Origin of the sequence: Pseudomonas oryzihabitans (assembly GCF_024652905.1) — a bacterium.
Lineage (GTDB): Bacteria > Pseudomonadota > Gammaproteobacteria > Pseudomonadales > Pseudomonadaceae > Chryseomonas > Chryseomonas benzopyrenica.
This window is the reverse complement of record NZ_CP102428.1, coordinates 1,644,270-1,669,700: the sequence shown is the minus strand read 5'-3', so window position 1 is coordinate 1,669,700 and position 25,431 is coordinate 1,644,270. Positions and strand designations below refer to the sequence as shown.

Genomic DNA, 25,431 nt, shown 5'->3' with positions numbered 1-25,431 from the left:
CTGTCCGGTCTGGTTGTCGTGATCGTGGGCGGTGTGAGCGCCATGCTAGGAAAGCTGGCAGTCACTCGAAATTGGTATCTGGCTAACGCAGCGTTCTCGGTCGGCGAACGCTGGAATTCAGGTATGGCCAATATTGTTCTGTATTGATATAAAAGACAATAATAGTGACCTGAAATCATTACGGGCTGTTGCTGCCCAAGGGACGTCAGCTCCTAAATAGACGAGGTCCACCTTGCTTACCGCCCTGTCCGATCCGGTCTTCCTGACCAGTCTGCTCCAGATCGTCATCATCGATATCCTGCTCGGCGGCGACAACGCCGTGGTGATCGCCCTGGCCTGTCGGCGTCTGCCAGAAGCGCAACGCCGCAAGGCCATCCTGGGCGGGGTGGCGGGTGCCGTGATCCTGCGCATCCTGCTGCTGTTCGTCGCCAGCTACGTGCTGGGCTGGCCACTGCTCAAGGTGGTGGGCGGCGTGCTGCTGCTGTGGATCGGCATCAAGTTGCTGGTGCCCGAGAATGACGAGGCCGACGTCAAGGCCGGTACCACCCTGGGCCAGGCCATCTGGATCATCATGGTGGCCGATGTGGTGATGAGTCTGGACAACGTCATCGCCGTGGCCGGCGCAGCCCAGGGCCATCTAGGCCTGGCCGTCACCGGGGTGCTCATCAGCATCCCCATCATCATCTTCGGCAGCCAGCTCATCCTGCGCCTGATGGAACGCTTCCGCTGGCTGGTCATGGCCGGGGCGGCCCTGCTCGGCTGGATCGCCGGCAAGCTGATCGCCAGCGACGAACTCCTGCAGGCTTGGCTCGGTACCGGAGACCTGCACTGGGTTCCCTATGCGGCCGGCGTCGCCGGCGTCCTCATCGTGCTCGTGACCGGCCAGCTACTGGCACGGCGAACGGTTACGGCCTGACCGATCTTTCGACCACCAAGGAGCATCACCATGACCTTCAAGACCACCGACCTGTGCGACGAGCATGGCGACCAGGCGCGAGTCCTGCAGCCGATCTTCCAGGACCTGGGCGGTCGCACCGATTTCGCCGGACCGGCGCTGACGGTCAGGTGCTTCGAGGACAACTCGCGGATCAAGGAATTGAGCCAGCAGCCGGGCGAGGGACGCGTGCTGGTGGTCGATGGTGGTGGCAGCGACCGTTGCGCGCTGCTCGGCGACATCATCGCCGAGGACTTGATGAAGAACGGCTGGGCCGGTGCGCTCATCTATGGCCAGGTCCGCGACAAGGCGGTGCTGGCGGGACTACCGCTGGCGGTCAAGGCACTGGGCGTCTCGCCGCGCAAATCGGTCAAGCGCAACGAAGGCCAGATCGGCGAGGCGGTGACCTTCGCCGGGCAGACGATCCGCAGTGGTGATCAACTCTATGCCGATGCCGACGGCGTGATCATCCTCGACGTCCGCTAGGCGCTTCTGCCAGCTACCAGCCGCCGTTCTGGCGGCCCTTCACGAGTGCTTTCGCCATGACCGCCGCCAAACGGATCTTTCTGATCCACGCCACCCGCATCGCCATCGAGCCCATCAACGCGGCCTTCGCCCAGGGTTGGCCCGAGGCGCTGCGCTTCGATCTCTGGGACGACTCGCTGTCGAAAGACGCCAGCACCGCTGGCGGCAGTACGACAGCGCTGGACCAGCGCATCCAAGACCTGGCCGAGCATGCCTTTCGCGCCCAGGCCGATGCCGTGCTCTTTACCTGCTCGGCCTTTTCCAGCGCTATCGAAGCCTGCCAGCGCCGCTATCATCGACCGGTCCTCAAGCCCAACGAGGCCATGGTGCAGGAGGCCCTGGCCAAAGGCGGGCGCATCGCCGCCCTGACCACCTTCGGTCCGGCGGGCGCGGCCATCGTCAACGACTTCGAACTCGAGGCAAGCGGCCGTGGTCAGGCAGCGGACATCACACCGATCCTCTGCGAAGGCGCGCTGGAAGCCCTGCATGCGGGTGACCAGGCCCGCCACGACGCCCTTATCGCCGCGGCTGCAGAGCGGCTACGCGGCGACTATGACGTGCTCTGCTTCGCGCAGTTTTCCATGACCGCCGCGCAATCGGCCAGCGAAGCCGCCTGGGGCGGCTCGGTGCTTACCACACCGGCCAGCGCCGTGCGGCGGCTGCGACAGCTGCTTGAAGGCTAGGACCTTTCCAGCGATCCAATTCACCCGGTCCCGCATCTCCGTGCATATGGTTAGTCAAATTCCGTCTTTACCAAAAGTTATAACAGCTCATTAGCCTATAACGCTTTCGGATGGCCAGTCGGCACGGAGCGTAAGGATGAGCAGGGTAGGGAAGGGCTTGGCGGTGATCGCCGCCGTGGTAGGTGCCCTGGGCTTCGCGGGCAGTGCCGCCGCCGAGGGCAGGATCAGCATCGCCCAGCAATTCGGCATCGGCTATCTGATCCTCGACGTGGTGCGCGATCAGCAGTTGATCGAGAAGCACGGCAAGGCCGCCGGCCTGGATATCCAGGTGGACTGGAACAGCATCTCCGGCGCCACTGCCATGAACGAGGCGCTGCTGGCCGGCTCGCTCGACGTGGTCTCCGCCGGGGTACCGCCGATGCTGACGGTCTGGGATCGCACCCGCGGACGACAGAACGTCAAGGCCATCGCCGCCCTGGGTTCCATGCCCAACTACCTGCTGAGCAACCGCGCCGAGGTCAGGTCGATCACCGATCTGACCGACCGGGACCGCATCGCCGTGCCGGCGGCGGGCGTGGGCTTCCAGTCGCGCACCCTGCAGATCGAGACCGCCAAGGTGTTCGGTGACGCCCAGTTCAAGAAATTCGATGCCATCAGCGTGAGTCTGCCGCACCCGGATGCCAGTGCCGCCCTGATAGCGGGCGGCTCCGAGATCACTACCCATTTCTCCAGCCCACCGTTCCAGTACCAGGCGCTGGAGAATCCTCGGGTCCATCGCATCCTCAGCAGCTACGACGTCCTCGGCGGACCAGGCACCTTCAACGTCCTCTACACCACCGAGAAATTCCACGACGAGAACCCCAAGACCTACCGCGCCTTCTACGGCGCCCTGGTGGAGGCTGCCGCCTTCATCCGCGCCAACAAGGCCGCGGCCGCCGAGGCCTATATCCGCGTCGAGCATTCCAAGCTGCCGCTGGCCCTGGTGCAGCGCATCGTCGAGGACCCGGAGATCGACTTCACCGTCGAGCCCCAGCGGACCTTCGTCTACGCCCAGAAGCTGCATGAGCTGGGCGTGCTGAAACACCAGGCTGCTTCCTGGCAGGACTACTTCTTCCCCGAAGCCCACGAGCGTCCCGGCAGCTGAGCTGGACCACCAAGGAGAACACTCCAATGACTCTCGCTTCCTCACGTCCGGCCGCCGGCCAGACTTTCGAGATCCGTCCCTTCGGTAACCTGGGCGCCGAGATCCTCGGCATCGATCTGGCCCAGCCGCTCAATGCCGAAGACTTCGCCCGCGTTCATCGCGCCCACCTGGACCACCATGTGGTGGTGTTCCGCGACCAGCGCATCACCCCCGAAGAGCAAATCGCCTTCAGTCGCCGCTTCGGCGAGTTGCAGATCCATGTGCTCAAGCAATTCCACCTGGCCGGCCACCCGGAGATCCTCATCGTCTCCAACATCGTCGAAGGCGGTCAGCCGATCGGCCTGGGCGATGCCGGCAAGTTCTGGCACTCGGATCTCTCCTACAAGGAGCTGCCGAGCCTGGGTTCCATGCTGCATGCCCAGGAATTGCCGGAGGAGGGCGGCGATACCCTCTTCGCCAACATGCACCTGGCCTACGACACCCTGCCAGCGGCGCTCAAGCGCCAGGTCGAGGGTCTCCAGGCAGAGCATTCCTATACCGCCACCTACGCCAAACCCAAGTTCGAGGGCAACTGGCGGCCGACCCTGACCGCCGCGCAGCTGGCCGAGGTCAAGGCGGTGGTGCATCCGGTGGTACGTACTCATCCGGAAAATGGCCGCAAGGCGCTGTTCGTCAGCGAGGGCTTCACCACCCACATCGTCGGCCTGCCGGAAGACGAGAGTCGCGAGCTGCTGGCCGAGCTCTATGCCCACAGCATCAAGCCCGAGCACCTCTATCGCCACCAGTGGCAGCCCCACGACCTGGTGTTCTGGGACAACCGCTCGCTGCTGCACCTGGCGGCCGGCTGCCCCAATCATCTGCGGCGCAAGCTGTATCGCACCACCATCCAGGGCGATGCGCCGTTTTAAGGGAGGAGACGACCATGAATGCCCCTCTAGCTTCCCGTCCGCACCTGACCCTGGCGCAGACCCAGCCGCTGCTGCAGGTGCAGGATCTCGACCTCGAATACCGCACCCGCGAACGCCGGGTGCGGGCTACCCACCAAGTGTCCTTCGAGGTGCATGGCGCTGACCGCTTCGTGCTGCTCGGTCCGTCCGGCTGCGGCAAGTCCAGTCTGCTCAAGTCGGTGGCGGGCTTTCTGCCGCCGCTGCACGGCGAGATCCGTCTGGACGGCCAGCCGGTCAAGGGACCGGGGCCGGATCGCATCGTGGTGTTCCAGGAATTCGACCAGCTGCCGCCGTGGAAGACGGTGCTGGAGAACACCATGTTCCCGCTGCTCGCCAGTCGCCAGGCCAGTCGTGGCGAGGCGCGCGAGCGGGCGCTGCACTACCTGGACAAGGTCGGCCTGGCGCGCTTCGTCGACGCCTATCCACATCATCTTTCCGGCGGCATGAAGCAGCGGGTGGCCATCGCTCGCGCCCTGGCCATGCAGCCCAAGATCCTGCTGATGGACGAACCCTTCGCCGCCCTGGACGCCCTGACTCGCCGCAAGATGCAGGAAGAACTCCTGGCGCTCTGGGACGAGGTGCGCTTCACCCTGCTGTTCGTCACCCACTCCATCGAGGAGGCGCTGGTGGTGGGCAATCGCATCCTGCTGCTGTCGCCCCATCCGGGCCGGGTCCGCGCGGAGCTCAACTGTCACCAGTTCGGCCTCGAGGACTTTGGCGGCGCCGAATTCCAGAGCACCGCACTGCGCATCCACAACCTGCTGTTTCCCGACGACGTCCAGACCCTGCCGCCGGAGGTCGCCGACGAGCGCCTGCGCCTGCAGCAGGCCATCGTCCAGGGCCGCATTTCCTACTAGTTTCGAGGTGGACCCATGACTCGACAGCCCCCGGTGCGGGCCGAATACCAACGGGACCTCGCGCCCCTCAACGACTTGCCGCTGGCGGTGGAACTACCTCTGGCCACGCGCCTGTGGAGCCAGGCCTGGCTGCGCAAGCTGGTGATCCTGGCGATCCTCATGCTGGCCTGGGAAGTGGCCGCCCGCTGGCAGGGTAACGACCTGCTGCTGCCCAGCTTCCTGCAGACCGCCGCGGCCTTCTGGGATGGGCTGGTCACCGGTGAATTGCCGGCCAAGATCGCCATTTCCCTCGGCACCCTGCTCAAGGGCTATCTGCTGGGCGTGGTGCTGGCCCTGGCGCTGAGCGCCCTGGCCGTCTCCACACAGTTCGGTCGCGACCTGCTCGGCACCCTGACCTCGATGTTCAATCCGCTGCCGGCCATCGCCTTGTTGCCGCTGGCGCTGCTCTGGTTCGGCCTGGGCGAGAACAGCCTGGTGTTCGTGCTGGTGCATTCGGTGCTCTGGCCCATGGCACTGAACACCTACTCGGGCTTTCTCGGCGTCTCCGACACCCTGCGCATGGCCGGGCGCAACTACGGCCTCAAGGGGCTGAGGTACGTCGGGCTGATCCTCATCCCGGCGGCGTTGCCGGCCATCGTCTCGGGCCTCAAGATCGGCTGGGCCTTCGCCTGGCGCACCCTGATCGCCGCCGAGCTGGTGTTCGGCGCCTCCAGCGGCAAGGGCGGCCTGGGCTGGTACATCTTCCAGAATCGCAACGAGCTCTACACCGACCGCGTCTTCGCTGGCCTCGCCGCGGTGATCATCATTGGCCTGCTGGTGGAAGGCCTGGTGTTCGCCACCTTGGAGCGGCTGACGGTGAAGAAGTGGGGGATGCAGCGGTAGGGTCTTCACCGGCCTGTTGGGCTTCGCTGCGCTCAACCCAACCTACGGCATAGCCCCGTAGGTTGGGTTGAGACGGCTTTATCGTCGAAGTCCAACAGATCGCGGGTTGCTGTTCGCCAGTAGTACATGGCGGCTTGCAGTCTTGGCGGTCCGCAGGGCTATCGCTCCTATGAAGAATTTCTGTTCAAAGACCAACATCCTCTAACACCGATAACCCGCCGCTGTTCTACCGCTGTACCCTGATCTAGCCTTTATAGAGCCACTCCCTCACAGAGGTTTCGCTCATGTATGCCTTCCGTATCGAGCCCCTGACGCCACTGACTGCATCGACCTCAGTACCCCATCTGAGCGCGGTGTGCATCACGACACAGCGTCAGTCCGCTCGGTCCAAAAGGAAGGTCTTTCATGTCCAAAGAAGTGCTTGGAATCTTCGCCATCGCCCTGATGATCATCGGCGAAGGCTGCATCATCTACGCCGAATTGGCAGCGGCGCGGTTGGCGGCTGCGGTCGGTTTCGATTGGCATGATGCGCTGCTATTGGCGGGGCTCGCTTGCTTTTCCGGTTTCTGCCTGTTGCTGGCCTACGGCCTGGGCTATCGGGCTACCGGTGATATCTGGGTGGTCGCGGTCGTTTCCGTACTGGTGTTATTGGTCTGCGAGCCGTTGCTGATCTGGCTGCTATTCCAGGAGTTACCGGGTCGGGGCGCTCTGGTGGGTTTCATCCTCGGCGCCCTGGGGTTGGCGGCTACGGCCTGGCTTTGAAGACCGTCAGCGTAGTATGAGTGATTGGCCAATCGCGGCCATGGGCCGCTCCTACGGGCAGGTGGCTGCGGTCGAAGAGGTCTTCTCGGATCGACTGAGACCGGTATTCGCTCGATTTAACCCTTCAGGAGAATGTGGAGGCGAGGGCGTCCTTGTGGCTGAACTACCTGGTGGAAAAAAGCTACGCCGTTTCCACGCTACGGCGCTTGGTCGTTGGGCTTCGCTGCGCTCAACCCAACCTACGACATAGCCCCGTAGGTTGGGTTGAGACGGCTTTATCGTCGAAGCCCAACAGGCCACGGATTTGGTCCAGGAACAACGACTTTCAAGCCTCACTCGGATAACCCCCTCTCCCTTGGGGAGAGGGCTGGGGTGAGGGCGCCCCTCGCACCGAAGGCCCTGGTGGAAAAGGCTAACGCCTTTTTCCACGCCGAGGCGCCCTGGGATCGTTTGGGCGATCGCGGCCATGGGCCGCTCCTACGGAACGAGGAAGTACTGCTGCTTCTACCCTTGAAGAGCGTCGCTTCATGAGGCAAGCAACCATCTTTAAATGCATGTTTCAAATAAAACAATAATTAGGATATGCGCATAAGGAATTTCCTTCTTATGCCCTGGTTGCCTAAGGTGGAACCCAGCCAACGCCTTCCTGAAGGCGTCCCCTTACCTCGGCACGGGATTCACTACCATGAGCGTCCAATTCCTCGGCATGATCGGCCACCGCCTCACCTCGGAGATCATCGCCCCCTCCGGTCCCATCTTCGACAAGGGCTATATCACCCGCTTCGCCCAGGCCCACGAGCAGGCCGGCTTCGATCGCATCCTGGTCGGCTACTGGTCCGATCAGCCCGACGGCTTCCTGGTCACTGCCCTGGCGGGGCAGGCCACCCGGACGCTCAAGTTCCTGCTGGCCCACCGTCCCGGTTTCGTCGCCCCGACCCTGGCGGCGCGCAAGCTGGCGACCCTCGATCATCTGCTCGACGGTCGCCTGGCGGTGCACATCATCAGTGGTGGCAGCGATGGGGAGCAGCGCAAGGACGGCGACTGGCTCGACCACGACCAGCGCTATGCCCGCACCGAGGAATTCCTCGACGTGGTCCGCCAGGAGTGGACCAGCACCCAGCCCTTCGATCACGAGGGTGAGCACTACCGGGTGGCGAAGGGCTTCTCCGCCATCAAGCCGCTGCAGCAGCCGAGCCTGCCGGTCTATTTCGGCGGTTCCTCGCCAGCCGCATTGCGGGTGGCCGGCAAGCACGCCGACGTCTTCGCGCTGTGGGGTGAATCCCTGGCCCAGACCCGCGAGACCATCGCTGCGGTCCGCGCCGAGGCGGCGCGCCATGGCCGTACCCCGAAGTTCAACGTGTCCTTCCGGGTGATCCTTGGCGACACCGAGGATGATGCCTGGGCCAAGGCCGAGGCCATTCGCCAGCAGGCCAAGGCGCGCCTCGCCGCCGACGGCGCCGTGCATCCCGCCAAACCCGAAGCGGTCGGGGCACAGCGTCTGCGCGATACCGTGGCCCTGGGCGACCGTGTGGATCGCCGGCTCTGGACCGGCATCGCCGCCCTGGTCGGCGGCGGGCACAACTCCACCGCCCTGGTGGGCACCGCCGAGCAGGTGGCCGATGCCCTGCTGGACTACTACGACCTGGGCGTCGACAGCTTCCTGATTCGCGGCTTCGATCCGCTCAACGACGCCGTCGAGTACGGCCGCGAACTGATTCCCCTGACCCGGCAGAAGGTCGCCGCGCGCCTGGCCGGTGCCCGCCGCACCGGCTGAATCCCGACATCTGACACCTGCGCGACCGTACCCACGGAGCGCTCCCGATACCTTCGAGGAGACGCCTTCGTGATCAAGGGATTGTTGTTCGCCGCCGGCCTGCTGGCTGGCACCTCCGCCAACCTGGCCCAGGCGGTCACCCTCACCATCGGTGACCAGTTCTACTACAGCAGCACCCTGCTCGAGCAGGCAGGTGAACTCAAGGACCTGCCGTACGAGATCCAGTGGAAGAGGTTCAACGCCGGTAGCCCGGTGGTGGAGGCGCTCAATGTCGGCTCCATCGACCTGGGCATCGTCGGCGACACCCCGGTGATCGCCCTGGCCGCCCGGGGTGGGCCGATCAAGGTGGTGGCAGTGACCCGCAATAGACCGGACGGCACTGCCATCGTGGTCGGCAAGGATTCACCCATCAAGACGGTGGCGGACTTGGCCGGCAAGCGGGTTGCCATCTGGAAGGGCTCCTGGAGCCAGCAACTGGTCTACTCGGCGTTGGAACAGGCCGGGCTGCCCAACGATGCCCCGCGCTACAGCTACCTGATGCCCACCGAGGCGGTCGCCGCCTTGAGCCAGGGCACCCTCGATGCCACCGCCACCTGGGAGCCCTACGTGAGCATGGTAGAGCGCCAGGGCGGACGGGTGCTGATCACCGCCAAGGACCTGATGCCGGCGCCGGTCTATGTGGTGGCCAACACCCAGCGCCTGGACGAGAACCGCGCCGCCATCGGCGATTTCATCGCCCGCTTGCAACGTGCTCGCAGCTGGGCGCGCGACCACGTCGACGTCTATGCCCAGGCCTGGGCCAGGCGCAACAACTCCGATCCGGCCATCGCCGAACGCTGGTTCCGGCGCGACGCCACCTGGGTCGAACCGATCAGCGCCCAGACCTTGAGCGACGGCCAGAAGACCGCCGATTTCCTGGTCAAGGCCGGGGTGCTGCAACAGCCGTACGACGTCAAGCCGCTCTATGACCAGAGCTTCAACCGCTACCTGCAAGCGCTCCGGGAGGCCAGCCGATGAGTCGCCAATTGCACCTCGCCGGCTTCCTGCTGGCTGGTCCGGTCGTCCATAGCCACGCCGTCTGGCGCCACCCCGAAACCCAGGGCGACTTCCTCGACCCGGACTATTACGTCCGCGCGGCCAAGGCGCTGGAGGAGGGGCTGTTCGACTTCCTGTTCTTCGCCGACCGCCTGGCCGTGGGCGATCAGCTCGGCGGCTCGCGGGAGACCGCCCTGCGCCTAGGGGCCCAGGACGCCACCCGACTCGATCCGCTGCCGCTGTTGTCCTATCTGGTGGCTCACACCCGCCACCTTGGGCTGGGTTGCACCCGCTCCACCACCTACTACGAACCGGCCCACGTCGCCCGGGCCTTCGCCACCCTCGATCACCTGTCCCGCGGGCGCGCCGCCTGGAACATCGTCACCTCGATGAACGACAGCGAGGGGCGCTTGTTCGGCAAGGAGCGCCACCTGGAGCACGACCTGCGCTACGACCGTGCTGACGAATTCGTCGAGGTGGCCGTCAAGCTCTGGCGCAGTTGGGGACTTGGCGCGCTGCGCCTGGATCGAGACGCCGGCGTGCTGGCCGATCCCGCGCAGGTGCGTGCCCTCGATCACCAGGGCGACTGGTTCCGCGTGGAGGGGCCGCTCAACATCCCGCGCAGTCCGCAAGGGCGACCGGTACTGATCCAGGCCGGCTCCAGTGGTCGTGGCCGGCGCTTCGGCGCACGTTGGGCCGAGGCCATCTTCACCATCCAGCCAGACCTCGCCGCCATGCGCGCCTTTCGCGACGACGTCCGCCGCCAGGTGCTGGAGCAGGGGCGCTCCCCCGACGGCTGCAAGATCCTCACCTCGGTCATGCCCTTCATCGGCGGCAGCGAAGCCGAGGCGCGGGCCAAGCAGGAAAGGCACAACGCCCTGGCGCAACCCGAGGTGGGGCTGATCACCCTCTGCTCCCAGCTCAATATCGACCTGTCGCGCTTTACCCTCGATACCGCCCTGGGTGAGGTGGCCGAGGTCGGCGGCCTGCCACCGGCCGCTGCCGAAAAACTCCTGGCGCTGGGGTCGCGGACCACCCTGGCCGAATTGGGTCGCAGCTATGCCGCCAGCGTGCGGGTGCCGCAACTGGTGGGCACCGGCGCCCAGATCGCCGAACAGCTGGCCGAGCTGTTCGAAGCCGGCGGCTGCGACGGCTTCGTGATTTCCCCCGGCTACCTGCCGGGGTCCTTCGTCGAGTTCAGCGAAAGCGTGGTGCCGCACCTGCAGCGCCGCGGCCTGTTCCGACGCCAGTACCAGGGCACGACCCTGAGAGACCACCTGGGCCTCGGCCCTCTGGAGGACTAGATGAGCACCATCAAGGATACCGAGACTTGGCTGACGCTGGCCCGCGAGATCGGCGCGGAATTCGCTGCCCGGGTGGTGGCCGACGAACGCGACCGCATTCGTCCCGATGCCCAGCTGCAAAGACTCAAGGACAGCGGCCTGACCAACCTGGTCATACCCGTGCGCCTTGGTGGCGCCGGCCAGCCCTGGTCGCTGGCCATGCGTGTGCTGCGCGAGATCGCTGCCGGTGACGGCTCGGTCGGCCTGCTCTTTGGCTATCACCTGCTCAATACGGTGAACCTGCGCCGCGAGCCCCAGCCACGGCGCGACCGCCTGCTGGCGGAAATCGCCGAGGGCCGGCTGTGGCTCGCCGGGGTGGTCAATCCCCGGGATGACGACATCCTCGCCACGCCCGTTGCCGGCGGTGGCTATCGCCTGACCGGGCGCAAGGGCTTCTGCAGCGGCGCCGCCTTCGCCGATCGCCTCACCATCAGTGCCCGCGACCGGCAGAGCGGGGCGCGGCTGATGGTCACCCTGCCAGGGGATCGCGCGGGGCTGGCCTATGCCGAGGACTGGGACCACTTCGGCGTGGCGCGCAGCGACAGTGGCAGCTTTACCCTGACCGACGTCTGGGCCAGTGCCGAGGAGGCCCAAGTCTGCGACCTGGAAGATGCCGGTGACTTTGCCGCGGTGATCCGCACCCCGGTCAACCAGTCGGCCTTCACCCAGTACTACCTGGGTGCCGCCCAGGGCGCGCTGCGCGAGGCGCGGCGCTATCTGCACGAAGAGGCGCGGCCTTGGGTGCATTCCCTGGCCGCCAGCGCCAGCGAGGATCAACTGGTGTTGAGCCAGATGGGCGAACTCTGGATCGCCCTGCAGGGCGCCGTGGCCCTCGCCGACGTGGCGGCACGGCGGGTGGATGACCTGCTCGAGGCCGATGCCACCTTTACCGCCGACCTGCGCGGCGAGACGGCCATCGCCGTGGCCAGCGCCAAGGTGCTGGCTGCCCGTACCGCCCTGGACGTCACCACCCGGGTATTCGACGCCCTGGGTGCCCGCGCCACCCACAACCGCCTCGGTCTGGATCGCTTCTGGCGCGACGTGCGCACCCACAGCCTGCACGACCCCCTGGCCTACAAGGTGCTGGAGGTCGGCCGTTATGCGGTCAATGGCCAGTACCCCGATATCCGTGCCTATACCTGACGAGAGGCTTCCCATGCTACGCAAGACCCTTGTTGGCCTCACCCTCGGCCTGCTCGCCGCTACCCAGACGTTGGCTACCACGCTGGTGGTGGGCGATCAGAGCTATAACACCCGTACCGTGATGGAAGCCGCCGGTGTCCTCGACGACCTGCCGTACCAGCTGGACTGGAAGCAATTCACCGCCGGTTCGCCGGTGGCCGAGGCGCTCAACGTCGGCAGCCTCGACCTGGGCCTGCTGGGCGATGCGCCGCCGCTGTTCCTTGGCGCCCTCGGCGCGCCGATCAAGGTGGTCGGCATCAGTCGTCAGAGCCTTGACGGGGTGGCAGTGCTGGTGCGCGGCGATTCCAGCATCCGTAGCCTGGCGGATCTGCAGGACAAGACGGTGGCCATCTGGAAGGGCTCCTGGAGCCAGCAATTGGCCTTGTCCGCCCTGGATCGCGCGGGCGTACCGCGCGATCGGGTGAGCTTCCGCTACCTCAACGCCCTGGATGCCTCCCATGCGCTGGAGGGCGGCTCGGTGGACGCCATCGCCACCTGGGAGCCCTATGTCACCCAGGCCCAGCGCCATGGCGCCCGGGTGCTCACCACCGCCGAAGATCTGATCCCGGCACAGAGTTTCGTGGTGGCCAGCCAGCGCGCCCTGGACGATGCCGCCAAGCACCGTGCCATCGGCGACTTCCTGCAGCGGCTGCAACGGGCACGGACCTGGGCCAATGCCGATCCGGCGCATACGGCGCGTTATGCCCGCGCCTGGGCCGAGCGCACCCGCGCTGATGCGGCCATCGCCCAGGCCTGGTTCGCCCGTGCCCGCACCAGCATCGGGCCAGTCACTCCTGCCGCCATTGCCCAGGCGCAGCGCACCGTCGACTTCTTCGCGGGCGAAGGGCTGGTCAAGGGCTATGACGCCAGCCGTCTGTTCTACGATGGCTTCGGCACGAGCCTGGCCCCGCTCGCGCAGACGGCGCAACGCTGAGCACCGGGCAGCGGGGGAGGTGTTGCGTTATGCTTGAGGCGCATATCCACCAGCAGGAAGTCAGACGCCTCCTCATGAAGACGGACGATATCGAAGCCTTCGTCGCGGTGCTCCGCAGCGGCTCCCTCAACGCCGCCGCGCAAACGCTGGGCCTCACCCAGCCGGCCATCACCCGGCGCCTGCAGAGCCTGGAGCAGGATCTCGGGGTCGAGTTGCTCGACCGCCACACCAAGCCGCTCAAGCCAACGCGCCTGGGTCAGGAGGTCTACGGTCATTGCCGTGCCATTCTGCGCGAGATGGATGCCCTGCGCGAGCGGGTGGCGGGTGATACCCCGCCGTCTGGACTGCTGCGCCTGGGCGTACCCCAGACCCTGGGCGATGCGCTGTTGCTAGAGGCCGTGAAAGACATCCGCACCCGCTACCCGGAGCTGCGCACCCAGGTGGCGACCGGCTGGGGCAGCGTACTGGTGAGCCGGATCGAGCACGGCGAACTGGACGGCGCCCTGGTGCTGTTTCCGGCCAACAAGGTCTTTCCCGACGGTATCGAGGCCCAGGCCCTGGGCGCCATGCCCTTGCAGGTGGTCTGCGCCCGCGCGCAGGCGCCGGCCAAACCCAAGCGCCTGGCCGACCTCCAAACGCAGGGCTGGGTGCTCAATCCCGATGGCTGCGGCTTTCGCGCCAGTCTGCAACGCACCCTGGCCGAGCAGGGCCAGGCGCTGCGCATCAACCTGGAAACCTATGGCACCGAACTCCAGCTCGGCCTGGTCGCGGATGGCCAGGGCCTTGGCCTGGTCCCGGCACCGCTGCTGGCCTTGAGCGCCCATCGCGAACGGCTGGCGATGATCCCCTTGAAGGACTTCAAGCCGGAGATCCAGCTGTGGCTGGTCCACCCACGATTTCTCGGGCCGCTGCAGGAGGTGGTCGAGGGCTTCGGGCGGGCGGCGAGTCAGCTGTTGGCAGCCTCCTGACAGCAGAACGCCCGGCAGCCTGGCTACCGGGCGTCCGCTAACGCCTGCTTAGGCCGCAGGTTTCGCTAAGAACTCCCGCAGCACGTAGTGCAGGATGCCGCCGGCCTTGAAGTAGCTCACTTCATTGAGCGTGTCGATGCGGCAGAGCACCTCGACGCTTTCCAGGCTGCCATCCTCACGGGTGACTTCCAGGGTCAGCGGCATGCGCGGGCGCAACTCGACACCGTCGATGCCCAGCACGGCGATCTTTTCCTTGCCGGTCAGCCCCAGGGACTTGCGATCGACGCCGTCCTTGAACTGCAGCGGCAGCACGCCCATGCCCACCAGGTTGGATCTGTGGATGCGCTCGAAGCTCTCGGCGACCACCGCCTTGACGCCCAGCAGGTTGGTGCCCTTGGCGGCCCAGTCACGGGAGGAACCCGTGCCGTATTCCTTGCCGGCGATGATCACCAGCGGCGTGTTCTCCAGCTCGTACTTCATGGCCGCGTCGTAGATCGACAGCTTTTCGCCAGTGGGGACGTGGAAGGTGTTGCCGCCTTCCTCGCCGCCCAACATCTCGTTCTTGATGCGGATGTTGGCGAAGGTGCCACGCATCATGACTTCGTGGTTGCCACGACGGGAGCCGTAGGAGTTGAAGTCGGCATAGTCCACGCCGTGCTCGGCGAGGTAGCGACCGGCGGGGCTGTCCTTCTTGATGTTGCCGGCAGGGGAGATGTGGTCGGTGGTGACCGAATCGCCCAGCAACGCCAGGATGCGAGCATCGTGGATGTCGGCGATACGCGGCGGATCGCCGGCAATCGTCTCGAAGAAGGGCGGATTCTGGATGTAGGTGGAGTCGGCATCCCAGACATAGGTCTCGGCGTCCGGCACCTGGATCGCCTGCCACTTCTCGTCACCGTCGAAGACGGCGCCGTATTGTTTGTGGAACATGGCGGTGTCGAGCTTCTGCACGGCGTCGGCCACTTCCTGCTGGCTGGGCCAGACGTCTTTCAAATAGACCGGCTGACCATCGTTGCCCGTGCCCAGCGGCTCCTGGGTCAGATCGACCTTGACGCTGCCGGCGAGGGCATAGGCCACCACCAGCGGCGGCGAGGCCAGCCAGTTGGTCTTGACCAACGGATGCACCCGGCCTTCGAAGTTACGGTTGCCGGAGAGCACCGAGGCCACGGTGAGGTCGGCGTCCTGGATCGCCTTTTCGATGGGATCGAGCAGCGGACCAGAGTTGCCGATGCAAGTGGTGCAGCCATAGCCGACCAGATCGAAACCGAGGTCGTTGAGATAGGGGGTGAGTCCGGCGGCGTTGTAGTAGTCGGTCACCACCTTGGAGCCGGGGGCGAGGGACGACTTCACCCAGGGCTTGCGCATCAGGCCCTTCTCGGCGGCCTTCTTCGCCAGCAGACCGGCGGCCATCATCACGCTGGGGTTGGAGGTGTTGGTGCAGGAGGTGATGGCGGCGATCACCACGGCACCGTCCTCCAGCTGGAAGGTCTGGCCGTCGAGCTGGACTTCCACGCCACTGCCAGCCTTGGGGGCCTCGGCTTTTTTCGGTGCTAGGGCAGTGAAATCGCCAAAGGTCTTGGCGACTTCGCCGAGCAGCACACGATCCTGCGGTCGCTTGGGGCCGGCCAGGCTGGATTGGACTTCGCCCATGTCCAGCTCCAGCACGTCGGTGAATACCGGCTCGTCGCCGGGATTGCGCCACAGGCCCTGAGCCTGGGTGTAGGCTTCCACCAGTTGCACGGTCTCCTCGGGGCGACCGGACAGGCGCAGGTAATCCAGGGTGATCTGGTCCACCGGGAAGAAACCGCAGGTGGCGCCGTACTCCGGCGCCATGTTGCCAATGGTGGCGCGGTCGGCCAGGGGCAGGGTGGCCAGGCCATCACCGAAGAATTCGACGAACTTGCCCACCACGCCCTTCTTGCGCAGCATCTGGGTCACGGTCAGCACCAGGTCGGTGGCAGTGATGCCCTCGCGCAGCTTGCCGGTGAGCTTGAAGCCCACCACCTCGGGGATCAGCATGGACACCGGCTGGCCGAGCATGGCCGCCTCGGCCTCGATACCGCCGACGCCCCAGCCCAGCACGCCCAGGCCATTGATCATGGTGGTGTGGGAGTCGGTGCCGACCAGGGTGTCGGGGAAGGCATAGGTGCGGCCGTCCTCGTCCTTGGTCCAGACGGTGCGGCCCAGGTACTCCAGGTTGACCTGATGGCAGATGCCGGTGCCCGGCGGGACCACGCGGAAGTTGTCGAAGGCGTTCTGGCCCCAGCGCAGGAAGGCATAGCGCTCGCCGTTACGCTCCATCTCGATCTCGACGTTCTCATGGTAGGCGTTTTCGCTGGCGTAGCGATCGACCATCACGGAGTGGTCGATCACCAGATCGACGGGGGAAAGCGGATTGATGCGTTGCGGATCGCCACCGGCCTTGGCCACGGCTTCGCGCATGGCGGCCAGGTCGACCACTGCCGGTACGCCGGTGAAGTCCTGCATCAGCACCCGCGCCGGCCGGTACTGGATCTCGCGATTGGCGGAGCGGGTCTTGGTCCAGTCGGCCAGGGCCTGAAGGTCCTCGCCGGTAACGGTCTGGTTGTCTTCCCAGCGCAGCAGGTTCTCCAGCAGCACCTTGAGGGACTTGGGCAGCTTGTCGAGATTGCCCAGGGTCTGGGCCGCGTCGGGCAGGCTGTAATAGTGGTAGGTGCGCTCACCGACCTGCAGGGTCTTGAGGCTTTTGAGGCTGTCCAGGGCTGGCATCAGGGGTCTCCTTATCGACGCTTCGACGGTTGCCCGCTGGCCGTACGAGCCTCGAAACGTGAAGGAGACCCGTACCAGCGCTGGGCGGACTGATTTTTCTAGGTGTAGTACTGGACCGATAGGCGCCGCTGGCGTTCCCCAGCGGGCGCGCTGGGGTATAGTGCGCGCCCTGCGTGACCCCTTGAGGAAGCCCTGTCGTGAATACCCTGTTGCTGCTGTGCCGTACCGGATTCGAAGGCGAGGTCTGCGCCGAGCTCGGCGAGCGGGCGGCGCTGCTCGGCGTGAGTGGCTACGCCAAGGGCAAGCCGGGTGCGGCCTATGCGGAATTCGTCTGTGGCGACGCCGAGGGTGCCGCCCGGTTGATGCAGAACATCACCTTCGGCGAGCTGATCTTCCCTCGTCAGTGGTCTCGTGGCGCCTTTCTCAGCCTGCCCGAGCAGGACCGCATCGGTCCGCTGCTGGAGCTGCTGGCCAGCTATCCCGTCTGCGGCAGCCTGGCTCTGGAGATGCCCGATACCAATGACGGCAAGGCGCTCTCCACCTTCTGCAAGAAATTCGAGCGCCCCCTGACCCTGGCGCTGCGCAAGGCAGGTCGTCTGGTGGACGATGCCCGGGCGCCACGCCTGCAGCTGACCTTTCTCAGTGGTCGCGAGGTTTTCGTCGGCGTGGTCGAGGCGGACAACGCCGCGCTCTGGCCCATGGGCATCCCACGGCTGAAGTTTCCTCGCGAGGCCCCCAGTCGCTCGACGCTCAAACTGGAAGAAGCCTGGCACCAGTTCATTCCCCGCGCCGAATGGGAGACCCGTCTGGCGCCGGAGATGCGTGCCGTGGACCTGGGCGCAGCGCCTGGTGGCTGGACCTGGCAGCTGGTGGCCCGCGAGATGCTGGTGACGGCGGTGGACAATGGTCCGATGAACGAGACGCTGATGGACAGCGGCCTGGTGGAGCACCTGCAGGTCGACGGCTATGCCTATGTTCCCAAGCGCCCGGTGGACTGGATGGTCTGCGACATCGTCGAGAAGCCCGCGCGTACCGCGGCGCTGATCGAGCGCTGGATCGGCGAAGGTCATTGCCGCGAGGCGGTGGTCAATCTCAAGCTGCCGATGAAGCAGCGCTATCGCGAAGTGGCCAGCATCCTCGAACGCCTGCGCGACCATTTCGAAGATCGCGGCCAGCGCGTGGTCATCGGCTGCAAGCAGCTCTACCACGACCGCGAGGAAGTGACCTGTCATCTGCGCCGGCTGGATCGGAAACCCTGAGAACCTATCCAAAGTTTGCTATGCGTTGGCCAGGGTGCGTTGAAAACCGCCTGGATCGCCCGCCCGCCCTGAGGTGGACCCGTCGAAATGCTCATTTACACTCGTAAACTGCGCTTCCTCGACGGCTTTATTCGCTGGCGCTCACCCTTCGGGCCAGCCGTTGGCTGTTACTCTCGCTGGTCGTTGCGCCTTGCCTGTCTTTAGCTCGCGAAACTTTGCACAGGTTCTCGCGCCTACTCGATATCTATTTTTAGCGTTTTCTGGAGTACCGATGACCCTCGAAGCCGATGCCACCCTCGATGCCAGCGGGCTCAATTGCCCGGAGCCGGTGATGATGCTGCACAACAAGGTGCGCGACATCGCCCCCGGCGCCCTGCTCAAGGTCATCGCCACCGACCCCTCCACGCAGCGCGACATCCCCAAGTTCTGCGTCTTCCTCGGTCATGAACTGGTGGAAAAGAGCGAAGGGGACGGGCGTTATCTGTACTGGATTCGCAAGAAGGTGGAGTGAGGGTTGCGCGAAAGCTCGCTTTGATATTGTGAATTAGCTCACAATAAATGATCTAGCAAGCAAGGAAGCCTTTTTATGAAAGCCAGGATGCTGGGTGTTGTCTCGCTCATTCTCGCGGGGTGCACGTCGGTACAGGTCCAGCCCGTCGCCGTACGCCCGGATCTGGTATGTATCCAGGAGAATCCTGCGGTTTGGGTGAAGGACTTTCTCCCCGTGGTCCGGGCCGGCTTTGCTCGGCACAGTGTGCCTACCGAGAGCTATACGCAGGTGCCACGCGAGTGCCCATACATTCTTGCGTACACCGCGCGGCAAACCTGGGACGGCGTGCCTTACTTATCAGCTGCCGAGCTGACCCTGCGTGACGCCAGTGGGCGCCTGGTGGGTCAGGCTGACTATCACCTGCGGGGTAAGGGTGGTTTCTCCCTTATGAAGTGGCAGGGGACCGCAACAAAGATCAATCCGGTGGTAGATGAGCTCTTGGGTCAGATGCCTCCCGCACCTGTCACCAGACTGACCCCGAGTGCTGTCCCTACCTCCGCAGCTGCCGGGCTGACCTTTGAAGACGAATTGGCTGCGCTTCAGGCAAAAAACCTCAGCTATCAGGACTACAGCAATCAGTACCGTGCGCTTCGGCAGCGCTTTGGTCTGGATCGCTGACTTCAATGTCGAGCCCGTAACGTTGGGCTTCGCTTACGCTCAGCCCAACCTACGACGCGTAGCCAAGGCCCCACCGCACGGGGTTGGCTTTCGTAGGTTGGGTTGAGACGGCTCCATCGTCGAAGCCCAACAGGACGATGCCCGTCACCCCGTAACGTGTAAAACCGCGCAGCGTTTTCCACCGTCGAGCCCCGAACCCGTGAACGAGGGCATGCCGTTGTCCAGCCTACGCTTAGGCAGCATCCAAGCCTTTGACCACGCCCACCAGATGCTCTCCCAGCCGCCGATGCTGGTCCTCCTCGAAATGCACGCCGTCCACCGGACTTACCTGGATGATCTCGCCCGCATCGACGAAGGCCGCGCCCTGGGCCTTGGCCACCTGGCGATAGCGTGCGGCCAGTTGGCGAGACTTGGCCGCGCCGCCAGCGAAGATCTCGCCGAGAAAGCCCACTTCCTCGATGGGCGCCGGGGCCATGACGATGAGCCTGGGCGTAGCGCCGTCCGGGCCGGCATTGCAGCGTTTGATCTCTTCCAGCAGCACCTGCAGGGCACTGGCGATGTCCGCGGGCGTCACCGACAGCCGCGCCTTGAGGTCGTTGGTACCCAGCATCAGCAGCAGGACATCCACGGGCAGCTGGCTTTCCAGGCAGGGCCGGAGATAGCTGAGGCCGTTCTTGTGGTGGCCGTCGATGGGGTCGTCATGCACCGTGGTCCGTGCCGGCAGGCCTTCCTCGATCACGCGCCAGTCGCGGCCCAGGCCGCGCGCCAGGATGCCGGTCCAGCGTTCGTCCCAGTCGAAGCGTTCGAGTACGCCGGGCTGGGTCAGCGGCCGGGTGCCGTGGGTGTTGGAGTCGCCATAGCAGAGCAGGGTACGCAGGGGCATGTCGGGGACCTCGCCAGGACAGAGTGACGTCCACCCTAGAGGCTTTTCCGCGGCGCCGCGAGAACCGACGGTCGTTGCAGCGACCTCAGCCTTCGCTCGGCGCTTCGCTGCCCCGCGTCGCCTGGTCCAGTGGCGAGCCGCCTACCTCGTAGCGCACGTTCATGCGTGGCGAGGCCAGTTCGATGCCGGCGTCGTCCAGGTAGCGCTTGAGTTTGAGGTTGAAGGCCCGCGAGACCTCCCACTGCTTAATCGGCGCAGTCTTGAAACGGAATCTCAGGATGGCCATGCCGGAATCGAAGCTCTCCACCCCCTGCAGCTCCAGCGGTGACCAGATGTCCCGGCCCATCAGCGGGTCCTGGCGCAGCGAGCGGCCGACTTCCTGGACCATCTCGATGGCCTTGTCCACCGACAGTGCCTGGGGGATCGGCAAGCGGAAGATGGCGTAGCCGAACTGCCGCGAGTAGTTCTGAATGCTCTTGATCTCGCTGAAGGGGATGGTGTGGACGATGCCGTCGATATCCCTCAACCGCACGGTGCGGATGGTCAGGCCCTCCACGGTGCCCAGGTGGTTGCCGACGTCGACATAGTCGCCGATGGCCAGGGAGTCCTCGATGATGATGAACAGCCCGGTAATGAGGTCGGCCACCAGGCTTTGAGCGCCGAAGCCCACCGCCAGGCCGATGACGCCGGCACCGGCCAGCAGCGGAGTGACGTTCACGCCCATGTTGGCCAGGGCGACGATCAGGGCGATGACGAAGATGGTCAGGAACAGCACGTTGCGGATCAGCGGCAACATGGTCTGGGCGCGGGCGTTGTTGGGGCTGACGCGGTGCAGATTGAGGCCGCGGTGGATGGCGGTGTCGGCCAGGATCCACACCAGCCAGGCCAGCAGCAGGGTGCCGCCCAGGCCAAAGAACTTGCTGGCGACCGCATGGCCGTCGCCCTGGCTGAATCTCAGTAGCGAGAGATTCCAGGCGCGCAGGGCCAGCTCGATGCCTACCAGCCAGATGACGATGCCCAGCACCAGCACGAAGAAGGCGCGCAGCCGTTCGGCATAGGCCTCCTGGATGCGTCCACTGGGCCGGCGGCGCAGCAGCCGCGCCCGCACCAACGCATTCAGGCCCAGGGCGGCGCCCATGGTCACGGCGAACAGCAGCGCGCGACGCAGGGCATCGCTGGTGTCGCCGGCGGAGACGAAGGTGGCCACCACCGACACCGCCACCAGGATCAGCAGCGGCAGGTGCCAGAGCCGGGCGATCAGGTGGCGCACGCCCTGCAGGCCACGCAGGGCCTGCCGTTTGGCCAGCGGCTGGTTGCGGATCAGGTGGGCGATGGGGCGGCGGAATCTCAAGGCGAACTGGGCGGTGAGCAGCGCCGCGCAGATATTGGCCCCGATGGCGATGACGGCGGCCAGGTGGGGCCCCAGGGTCTCGGCCAGGTGCGGATCGCTGGCGGCGCCGCCGAGAGCGGCCAGGCTGCCGATGATCCACAGGGGACGGAAGGCGCGTCGGCGCAGGATCAGCAGGGCGCGGTTGCGATGGGCGCCGCTGGGCAGGGAGCAGATCACCACCACCGTGGCGGCGAACAGCGGACCGGTGACGGCGGCATAGGCCAGGGCGACGGCCACCGTCTTGCCCAGTGAATCCGGCAGCCACAGGGACACCACCAGGGTCAGGATGAAGGCCAGCAGCCAGGGCGCCAGCTTGCGCAGGGCGAAACGCACCAGATCCAGGGTCCGCGGCTGGAGCGGCAACTCCTCCGCCAGTCCGAATCTCACCCGCAGGCGGTGACTGATGCTTTTCAAGCCCAGGGCGCAGCCGGCCCAGAAGGCCAGGGTGATGACGAAGCCGGAGAGCAGGTTGAGGCGCTGCTCGGGCGCCGGTGCCAGTGCGGCCAGTTCGGCACCGGCCTGCTCCAGCTGGTACTGCCAGCGTTGGCGCAGGTTGTCGCGCTGCAGCTGTTGCTCGACCACCGTCATGGTGTCGGTGATCAGGCCGATCACGCCCTGGGAGGCGCTGGGTTCGGCCTTGGCCTGGGCCGCCTGCAGCTTCTTGAGATCCGCCAGCAGGCGATTGCGCTGCTGCTCGCTTTCCAGGGTCTTGATGACCTGGTCCAGGGACTGGCCGAATTGCGGATCGACCTGGTCCTTCTGGGTACCCGGCAGCCCGGGCAGTGCGGCCTGGACCGGGCCGATGAGCAGAAAGCAGAGACAGAGGAGTTGAAGCAGGCGAAAGATCATCGTAGCCGCACGCTCACGAAAGAGGGAAACCCTCGTCCCGGTCGGCAGAGCAGCCGTCCGCGACGAGGTGGCCAGTGTAGCAAGGGCAGCGCGCTAGGCGCTGTGGATGCGTCGACGGGCGCTGCGGGCTAGGCGCACCGACAGCAGGATGGCCGCGCAGGTCAGGCCCAGCACCAGCCCCTGCCACAGCCCGGCTGGGCCGCGCGGTGCCCCGAACCAGTCGCTCAGGCCCAGCGCCCAGCCCACCGGCAAGCCCACGCCCCAGTAGGCCAGCAGGGTGATGACCATGGTCGCCCGGGTGTCCTGATAGCCGCGCAGGGCGCCGGCGGCGGTGACCTGGATGGCGTCGGAGAATTGGAAGATACCGGCGAACACCAGCAGCGAGGCCGCCAGCTGGATCACCGCCAGGTCCTGGGAGTAGAGGCCGGCGATGAAGGTGCGCGCGGTCAGCATCAGGGTGCAGGAGACGCAGGCGCAGAGCAGCCCCGCGGCCATGCCGACGCCGGCGGCGAAGCGGGCCTCGCGCGGCTCACCGCGACCCAGTGCCTGGCCGACGCGGACGGTCACCGCCATCCCCAGCGCCAGGGGCACCATGAATACCAGGCCGGAGAAGTTGAGTGCCACCTGGTGACCGGCGACCACGGTCGGCCCCAGCTCGCCGATCAGCAGGGCCACCACGGAAAAGATACTGGATTCGGCGAACACCGCGATGCCGATGGGTACGCCGATGGCCAGCAGGGCGCGCAGCGTTGGGCCGTGCGGCCGCTCGAAGCGGGCGAAGAGGGCGCAGGCGCGATAGCGTTCGGTGCGGATGATCGCCAGCATGGCCAGCAGCATCGCCCACATCACCGTGCCCGAGGCGAAGCCGCACCCAGCACCGCCCAGGGCCGGCAGCCCTAGGTGCCCATGGATGAAGATCCAGTTCAGCGGCACGTTCAGCGCCAGACCGGCGATGCCCACCAGCATCGCCGGCCGGGTGCGCCCGAGGCCGTCGCTGAAGCAGCGCAGCACATAGTAGAAGGCGGTGGCCGGCAGGCCCATGGCGATGCCCTTGAGATAGAGCAGGGTCGGGCCAATCAGCTGGGCGTCGACATGCATGGCCACCAGCAGGGGGCGGGCGTTGAGCAGCAGCAGGCTCGCAATGAGGCCACAGCCCAGGGCCAGCCACAGCGCCTGGCGCACCAGCGGACCGATCTCCTGGCTGCGGCCGCCGCCGTGGCGCTCGGCCACCTTGGGCGTGGTCGCCAGCAGGATGCCGGTCATCAGCAGGAACACCGGAATCCACACGGAGTTGCCCAGGGCGACGGCGGCGAGGTCCAGCGGGCCGACGCGACCGGCCATGACGGCGTCGACGAAGCCCATGGCCGAATGGGAGAGCTGGGCGATGACGATGGGCGCGGCCAGGGAGAGCAGGGCGCCGAATTCACGTCTGATACGGGGCAGGGAGGAGGTCACTTGATCGTTCGGTCAGCTTCGGGGCCGATAGTCTAGTCCTCATGGCCGGCGTGACAAGCCTCGCGGCGACCATTGCCTGGTGCGGGATGCCTGCTAAAGTGCCGGTCCCCGCCCTTGCGAGTGCCCAGGCATGCACATTCTCGCCGACGAAAACATTCCGTTGCTGGACGCCTTCTTCGGCCCCCACGCCACCCTCGAACGCCTCCCCGGACGGGCCTTCGATCGCGCCGCCGTGAGCCGCGCCGATGCCCTGCTGGTGCGCTCCATCACCCGCGTCGACGCGGCGCTGCTGGCCGGATCTCGGGTCGGCTTCGTCGGCACCTGCACCATAGGTACCGATCACCTGGACCTCGGCTATCTGGACCAGGCGGGTATCCGTTGGCGCAATGCTCCCGGCTGCAACGCCCGCGGCGTGGTGGACTGGGTGCTGGGCGCCTTGTTGGCACTGGCAGACGGCGCTGGCGGCGACCTGGCCAGGCGCACCTACGGCATCGTCGGCGCCGGCCAGGTCGGAGGCCGCCTGGCCGAGGTGTTGCGGGGGCTGGGCTGGACGGTGCTGGTCTGCGATCCGCCACGGCAGGCGACCGAGCCGGGCGACTTCCACAGCCTGGACGAGTTGATCGAGCGCTGCGACGTGCTCTGTCTGCACACCCCGCTGGTCCGTGATGGCGAACAGCGCACCCTGCATCTGTTCGATGCGACGCGCCTGGCAAGATTGCGTCCGGGCAGCTGGCTGCTCAATGCCTGCCGGGGCGAGGTAGTCGACAACGCCGCGCTGCGTGCGCATCTGGCCGGTGGCGCCGAGCTGAAGGTGGCCTTGGATGTCTGGGAAGGCGAGCCAGGTATCGATCCTGAACTGGCCCGTCTCTGTCAGCTGGTGACGCCCCATATCGCCGGGCACAGCCTGGAAGGCAAGTGGCGCGGCACCGCGCAGATCTATGCGGCGTTCTGTGCCTGGGCGGGAGAGACGCCACGGTTGAGTCTGGACGAGCTGTTGCCACCGCAGCAGCTAAAGCGCCTGGTGTTCAGCGGAGATGCGCCCGAGGCGACGGCCTTCAGGCGTGTCTGTCGCGCGGTCTACGATCCGCGCGACGACGATGCGGCGCTACGCGCGACCCTCGGCCTGCCGGCCCTGGCGCGCGCCCAGGCGTTCGACGCCCTGCGCAAGGGCTATCCCATGCGTCGGGAGATTCCGGGGCTGCTGCTCGAAGGGGCGGGTGTGGCTCGGCTGGCGAGTGCCCTGGGCTGCGACTGGCGACATGGCGACGACTCCGAAAGCGGCGGTGTCGCTTAGGACCGAGGCGGAGCGGAAGCGTTCACGCAGGACAGCGGCCCCCCGCCAGTCGGCCTGGATGGCCGAGAGACGGGACGCGCGAAATCAGTGGTATTCGCAGAGGTAGGCGGTGTCTTCCGCGACCTTGAGCTGGAACTTGGCGTTGGCCGGCACGGTGAACTGGCTGCCCGCGGCGAAGGTTTCCCAGCTCTCGCTGCCCGGCAGCTTGACGGTCAGGGCGCCGGCCACCACATGCATGATCTCCAGCTGGCTGGTGCCGAATTCGTATTCGCCAGGGGCCATTACGCCGAGGGTGGCCGGCTTGGACTTGAGGCTGAAGGCGATGGATTTGACGGTGCCGTCGAAGTATTCGTTGACCTTGAACATCGGATTTCCTTGTGCGAGAGCGGTTAGAAGCGTCCGCGAGTATGCCCAA

The 25,431-nt window shown here is 66.0% G+C and carries 23 protein-coding genes; 18 read left to right on the top strand and 5 right to left on the bottom strand.

The features are described from left to right. Positions 1-232: 232 nt before the first annotated feature. The 14 genes from NRG74_RS07735 (at position 233) to NRG74_RS07670 (ending at position 13,970) form a co-directional block, all read left to right on the top strand. Entirely contained in the window at positions 233-916 is a 684-nt protein-coding gene (locus tag NRG74_RS07735) for a TerC family protein (RefSeq protein ID WP_017639665.1), read from the top strand. A gap of 30 nt (positions 917-946) precedes the next feature. Beyond that, entirely contained in the window at positions 947-1,420 is a 474-nt protein-coding gene (gene rraA / locus NRG74_RS07730; RefSeq protein ID WP_257706207.1) for a ribonuclease E activity regulator RraA, read from the top strand. Positions 1,421-1,476: 56 nt separating this feature from the next. Continuing rightward, positions 1,477-2,142, top strand: a complete 666-nt coding sequence (locus NRG74_RS07725; protein ID WP_257706206.1) for an aspartate/glutamate racemase family protein — start codon at positions 1,477-1,479, stop codon at positions 2,140-2,142. A 136-nt stretch (positions 2,143-2,278) separates the two neighbouring features. Beyond that, positions 2,279-3,286 carry an ABC transporter substrate-binding protein gene (locus tag NRG74_RS07720; RefSeq protein ID WP_257706205.1) on the top strand — a complete coding sequence of 336 codons (1,008 nt, stop codon included), beginning with the start codon at positions 2,279-2,281 and terminating at the stop codon, positions 3,284-3,286. A gap of 26 nt (positions 3,287-3,312) precedes the next feature. Then, positions 3,313-4,194, top strand: coding sequence for a TauD/TfdA dioxygenase family protein (locus tag NRG74_RS07715; RefSeq protein WP_160923165.1), 882 nt, complete (start codon positions 3,313-3,315; stop codon positions 4,192-4,194). 14 nt (positions 4,195-4,208) lie between these two features. After that, positions 4,209-5,090: an ABC transporter ATP-binding protein gene (locus tag NRG74_RS07710; protein ID WP_017639670.1), complete on the top strand. Its 882-nt coding sequence runs from the start codon at positions 4,209-4,211 to the stop codon at positions 5,088-5,090. Positions 5,091-5,105: 15 nt separating this feature from the next. Beyond that, the gene (locus tag NRG74_RS07705) at positions 5,106-5,972 is read left to right on the top strand and encodes an ABC transporter permease (RefSeq protein WP_257706204.1); all 867 of its coding nucleotides are present in this window, start codon (positions 5,106-5,108) and stop codon (positions 5,970-5,972) included. Between the two features lie 405 nt (positions 5,973-6,377). Then, a complete protein-coding gene (locus NRG74_RS07700) occupies positions 6,378-6,734 on the top strand; it encodes a hypothetical protein (RefSeq protein ID WP_257706203.1) in 357 nt (118 codons plus the stop codon). A 685-nt stretch (positions 6,735-7,419) separates the two neighbouring features. Continuing rightward, entirely contained in the window at positions 7,420-8,508 is a 1,089-nt protein-coding gene (locus tag NRG74_RS07695) for an LLM class flavin-dependent oxidoreductase (protein WP_173148173.1), read from the top strand. 69 nt (positions 8,509-8,577) lie between these two features. After that, entirely contained in the window at positions 8,578-9,525 is a 948-nt protein-coding gene (locus NRG74_RS07690; protein ID WP_257706202.1) for an ABC transporter substrate-binding protein, read from the top strand. After that, positions 9,522-10,847 (top strand): LLM class flavin-dependent oxidoreductase, encoded by a 1,326-nt coding sequence (locus NRG74_RS07685; protein WP_257706201.1) that lies wholly within the window; start codon positions 9,522-9,524, stop codon positions 10,845-10,847. The genes NRG74_RS07690 and NRG74_RS07685 overlap by 4 nt, the downstream gene beginning before the upstream one ends. Beyond that, positions 10,848-12,029, top strand: a complete 1,182-nt coding sequence (locus tag NRG74_RS07680) for an acyl-CoA dehydrogenase family protein (protein WP_257706200.1) — start codon at positions 10,848-10,850, stop codon at positions 12,027-12,029. It abuts the gene before it with no gap. Between the two features lie 13 nt (positions 12,030-12,042). After that, entirely contained in the window at positions 12,043-13,002 is a 960-nt protein-coding gene (locus NRG74_RS07675) for an ABC transporter substrate-binding protein (RefSeq protein WP_257706199.1), read from the top strand. A 74-nt stretch (positions 13,003-13,076) separates the two neighbouring features. Continuing rightward, complete coding sequence (locus tag NRG74_RS07670) at positions 13,077-13,970, top strand: LysR family transcriptional regulator (protein WP_257706198.1); 894 nt, start codon at positions 13,077-13,079, stop codon at positions 13,968-13,970. 48 nt (positions 13,971-14,018) lie between these two features. Here NRG74_RS07670 and acnA read toward each other — a convergent pair whose 3' ends face one another. After that, positions 14,019-16,718: an aconitate hydratase AcnA gene (gene acnA, locus NRG74_RS07665; protein WP_257706197.1), complete on the bottom strand. Its 2,700-nt coding sequence runs from the start codon at positions 16,716-16,718 to the stop codon at positions 14,019-14,021. Positions 16,719-16,915: 197 nt separating this feature from the next. Between acnA and rlmM the strand changes: the two genes are divergently transcribed. From rlmM to NRG74_RS07650, 3 genes are all read left to right on the top strand, one after another. Continuing rightward, positions 16,916-17,977, top strand: a complete 1,062-nt coding sequence (rlmM, locus tag NRG74_RS07660; protein ID WP_257706196.1) for a 23S rRNA (cytidine(2498)-2'-O)-methyltransferase RlmM — start codon at positions 16,916-16,918, stop codon at positions 17,975-17,977. A 271-nt stretch (positions 17,978-18,248) separates the two neighbouring features. Next, complete coding sequence (gene tusA, locus NRG74_RS07655; protein WP_064308061.1) at positions 18,249-18,488, top strand: sulfurtransferase TusA; 240 nt, start codon at positions 18,249-18,251, stop codon at positions 18,486-18,488. A gap of 75 nt (positions 18,489-18,563) precedes the next feature. Further along, complete coding sequence (locus NRG74_RS07650) at positions 18,564-19,145, top strand: Sbal_3080 family lipoprotein (protein WP_257706195.1); 582 nt, start codon at positions 18,564-18,566, stop codon at positions 19,143-19,145. 232 nt (positions 19,146-19,377) lie between these two features. Here NRG74_RS07650 and NRG74_RS07645 read toward each other — a convergent pair whose 3' ends face one another. The 3 genes from NRG74_RS07645 to NRG74_RS07635 form a co-directional block, all read right to left on the bottom strand. Continuing rightward, positions 19,378-20,028 (bottom strand): SGNH/GDSL hydrolase family protein, encoded by a 651-nt coding sequence (locus NRG74_RS07645; RefSeq protein WP_257706194.1) that lies wholly within the window; start codon positions 20,026-20,028, stop codon positions 19,378-19,380. An 85-nt stretch (positions 20,029-20,113) separates the two neighbouring features. Then, positions 20,114-22,267: a mechanosensitive ion channel family protein gene (locus NRG74_RS07640; RefSeq protein WP_257706193.1), complete on the bottom strand. Its 2,154-nt coding sequence runs from the start codon at positions 22,265-22,267 to the stop codon at positions 20,114-20,116. A 93-nt stretch (positions 22,268-22,360) separates the two neighbouring features. Next, positions 22,361-23,722 carry an MATE family efflux transporter gene (locus NRG74_RS07635; RefSeq protein ID WP_017639686.1) on the bottom strand — a complete coding sequence of 454 codons (1,362 nt, stop codon included), beginning with the start codon at positions 23,720-23,722 and terminating at the stop codon, positions 22,361-22,363. Positions 23,723-23,852: 130 nt separating this feature from the next. Between NRG74_RS07635 and pdxB the strand changes: the two genes are divergently transcribed. Further along, a complete protein-coding gene (gene pdxB / locus NRG74_RS07630; RefSeq protein WP_257706192.1) occupies positions 23,853-25,016 on the top strand; it encodes a 4-phosphoerythronate dehydrogenase PdxB in 1,164 nt (387 codons plus the stop codon). Positions 25,017-25,100: 84 nt separating this feature from the next. Here pdxB and NRG74_RS07625 read toward each other — a convergent pair whose 3' ends face one another. After that, complete coding sequence (locus NRG74_RS07625; protein ID WP_017641737.1) at positions 25,101-25,382, bottom strand: pyrimidine/purine nucleoside phosphorylase; 282 nt, start codon at positions 25,380-25,382, stop codon at positions 25,101-25,103. Between the last annotated feature and the right edge of the window lie 49 nt (positions 25,383-25,431).